General features: G+C 41.7%; 2 protein-coding genes and 2 pseudogenes. All 4 read right to left on the minus strand.

Annotated features, from left to right (window positions below; all coding sequences use genetic code 11):
• Positions 1–523: 523 nt before the first annotated feature.
• A complete protein-coding gene (locus tag C5471_RS22650) occupies positions 524–1,315 on the minus strand; it encodes a hypothetical protein (protein ID WP_166296473.1) in 792 nt (263 codons plus the stop codon).
• A gap of 189 nt (positions 1,316–1,504) precedes the next feature.
• Positions 1,505–1,711 (minus strand): annotated as a pseudogene (locus C5471_RS22655) (transposase); the annotation flags it as partial.
• 108 nt (positions 1,712–1,819) lie between these two features.
• A pseudogene (locus C5471_RS22660) lies at positions 1,820–2,501 on the minus strand (reverse transcriptase domain-containing protein); the annotation flags it as partial.
• Positions 2,502–2,588: 87 nt separating this feature from the next.
• Positions 2,589–3,572, minus strand: a complete 984-nt coding sequence (locus tag C5471_RS22665; protein ID WP_133814741.1) for a tyrosine-type recombinase/integrase — start codon at positions 3,570–3,572, stop codon at positions 2,589–2,591.
• Positions 3,573–3,694 lie beyond the last annotated feature (122 nt).

Here is a 3,694-nt window from a genome sequence, read left to right on the forward strand (position 1 = left end):
TCGATTTGAGTTTAATGACATAGCGACAACATTTAGCGTTGGTGAGTTCGTCAAGTCGGTTGACCTGACGACATTATTTACAGATTAAAGTCATAAACAGTGGAAGGGCTTGAAAAGTAACTTTGAATCCTATCGGGGGATGGGCAAAAATAGCCAATACGTTCATGTAGTTACAAATTTGTATGGTACATTACCGGAGTTAAATCAAGGAGATTATGAAAAATTATGATTTCCACTCAATTATCTATATGATTATGGAAAATTTTCGGTAAAGGATGTGTTATGTTATTCGTCGCCATGCTTTTTATGTCAATTGTAACTTTTTTCTTTTTAACCATAATGGTTAGTTATTTCTTTATATTGGAAAGGAATGTAAAAAAAACAATATGGACGTCGTTATTAATGACATTTGTTTTTATATTAAGTCTACTTATTCCACAGTTTTCTTATCAATATTTATTTTAATGGAGTATTCGCGCTTGGTTGCTCATTGCATGAGCAACCAAGGGATTGTTTTTTATCCTTACGGTTTTCTATTCTTAAGAAGTTGCATTAATCTATTTTCCTGAATTTGTCGGCTAACTGGAAAACTGACATTTTCTTTCCATTCCCCTGTGATATCAAATGGCTTTCCTCCCACATTAATATCCTCTTTCACCCAATTAAATGTGTCGTATGGGTCAGTAAATTTATCATATAGTTTATAATTTATTGTACCAGATACATTATATGCATCACCCACTTTTTCAACACTCACATTTGTAAGACTCCCACTGACCGTTGCACCTCCAATACCCCAAAGCGGATCGTAAATCGGGACTTTTTTTTCTAGACCAAAATTATACCTATTTTCAAAATCAACTCGTTCACCACTCTGAATCTGTGAAATAAAACGAGACTGAATACTGCCTTCTGGCCTGCCAAATGCACCTGGTTTCTGCATCAAGCCACGAACTTTATCATGTACACCGATTTCAGAGAGTGTCAGTTCTCGGCCTGATTTTCCGAAAAAATGTTGCAACATGCCGAATGAACTCATGCTGGGTTTGCTATTTTGAGCTTTATCGAAAAACCCTTCATTCGAACCAGGACCACCCCTACCAAAGTTTGCTTGTCTAAGCGGAAGCATTTTCGACACATGTAATTTTTTTACCTTCGTCATATCCCCTTGGGTGTACGCCTTCATTATGTCTTCAATTACTTTGCCCCCTCTTTTATCTCTTGGATATGGACAATCTTCTTCACCACATACTGGACAAATATTTTTCTCTAATCCTTTCAAAAAATCCATGTTAATTTCATTTTCTTTCGACATAAATATCCTTAATTAATGTTAATTAATTCCATTATTTTTACAGATGAAATGCTTTTTAATAAACTAATTTGTATCAATAAAAATTTTGTTAAATATGTGTTTTTATCGACATAAATTAATTTTACATTTTCATTTAATACATAAATACCGAAATAACATGTGTGGTTATTCTTACAGTTATATACCCGCTTAACTTGAAGATGCAAGATTCAAAACCTGGAAGTTGTCATTAATACAGCACGACAGGTTCCCGGCAAGTTCCGGTAATCTTTCCGTAAAAAAGCGATGGATTGCCTGCCTGAACAAGGCCGTCGAGGTGAAATAATGGTTATTTCTGACTTGTTCATTCATCACCTTCCACAGCCTTTCTATCGGGTTCAGATTCGGGCTGTATGGACCAGCGGTTGAGTAGACCAGCCGGTTACCCAGACGGGCCCCTCCTCAGAACCGGACGTGCGGAACTACCGCATCCGGCTCCCGACAGATCAGTGTCCCTACACATATTCAGCGAGTCCAGAGTATTGATCGGGTTTTCCATTTCGTTGGATAACCCAGCATTTTCAAGATCAGATTCAGCTTTTTCCACGTCAGTCGGCGACGACCACTTTTACGGTTGAACCCTCTATAGATTATTCGCATACTTTGGTAGATAAACTGCCCAACTCGTCTCTAGGTTATCAGATATGCTGTGATAATTTATCCAGCCTCTGATCACTCTAATGACGGTATTCAGGATTTGCCGTTTGTCGGTACTCAGATTCTTCCATAGAAAGTCCCTGAGTCCCTTCAATTTAGCGGCGAAACGGTCTTTTCGGCTGGTAAATTTCAGTCGCCAGAAACCCTTTCGCGTTTTCCCCCAATAGCAGGTAAATCCCAGAAAATTGAACGTTGGCAAGCGTTTTCCTGACTGGTTAGCTCGCATTGCCGCAATGTGACCCGCAGGAATTAATTGCGATTTGTCTTCATGCAACTTCAAGCCGTACTTATTCAGTCTCTTAGATAATACCTTGTAGAAACGTTTAGCTTCACTGGGATACTGGAAAGTAAACACCATGTCATCAGCATACCTCACCATCTCTGCCCGTCCATGGATATGGGAACGGCTGATTTCATCAAACCATTCATCTATCACATGATGCAGGTAGATATTGGCCAGCACCGGCGACAGGATTGAACCTAATGCACAGTAAAGACAAATGCGCCGTGATCCCAGGTTGGGCGTATGGGATAAGGCCATACGCCACAAAGAGTAAGCATAATAAATTGGGGATTACTACAGGTTATTTAAGAATCCAAGTAAATTTTCATCATGACTCCAGTCTGGTAGTACCTCTGGTGTAATATCCGGATACGCGTTTTCCAGAGCCTTGCGTTTGGATTCTGTATCAGCCCTTGCATAAATATCTGTGGTCGATATGTCCACATGCCCCAGAATATCACGGATATAGACCAGACTGACGCCGGACTGGTATAAATGCATGGCTTTTGAGTGACGAAGGATATGAGGCGTGATTTTTTCTTTCATACCCGGATGCCGAGAGGATATTGCCTTTGCATGCTTTTGCAGGATATAGCTAATTCCACCGCGGGTCAGCTTGGTATGACGCTGATTTATGAACAGCGGCGAATCCAATTTTCCGTTGTGCAAAAGATTATTTTCCTGCATATATGAGCGCAAAAGCGCCACGGTGTTGCCTAAAAGGGGAACATGACGTGTTTTGTGCCCCTTTCCGGTCAGGGTTATTATTGCAGGCGGCTCCAGTCTAATGTCACGGACGCGTAAATCACAAAGCTCCTGAACCCTTGCCCCGGTATCATAGAGGACACTGAGTAGTGTCATATCCCGACGCCCGGACTGAGTGCGTGGATCTGGAACCGCAAGCAAATCCTTTGTCTGTTCCGGCGTAAGATGCCGAACAATCTGCCGCTGATGCTTTTTGCCGGGAATTTGTAGAATCCGCTGACACAAATGAAGCTGCCCGGGCTCCTGTACCTGAACATAGCGAAAAAACACATGAATGGCGACCAGTCGTTGATTTCTCGTCGCAATGGAACAGTTTCGTTCATTTTCAAGCCATTCCAGAAAACCGGTTATCAGACGGTCGTCCAGTCTGTTTAAACACAGTTTTTCGGGAGGAATATTCAGGACATCTTTGCAGAACACGAGTAACAAACGAAAAGTGTCACGATAAGATAATAGGGTATGGGTACTGAGGTTTTTAACACCGGGTAAATAGGGGGTTCTACGCCGGACAATGGCATTCGGTTAAACTCTTGCCGGGGCATCAAAAGAGTTCCATCGGGTTCTGGGACGCATAGATTTTCGTGGATAGTGCCTCCCAGGCCTCACCCGGTGAGTCATTCCGGCAAGTCCCTCTG

Origin of the sequence: Photorhabdus tasmaniensis (assembly GCF_011189505.1) — a bacterium.
Taxonomy (GTDB): domain Bacteria; phylum Pseudomonadota; class Gammaproteobacteria; order Enterobacterales; family Enterobacteriaceae; genus Photorhabdus; species Photorhabdus tasmaniensis.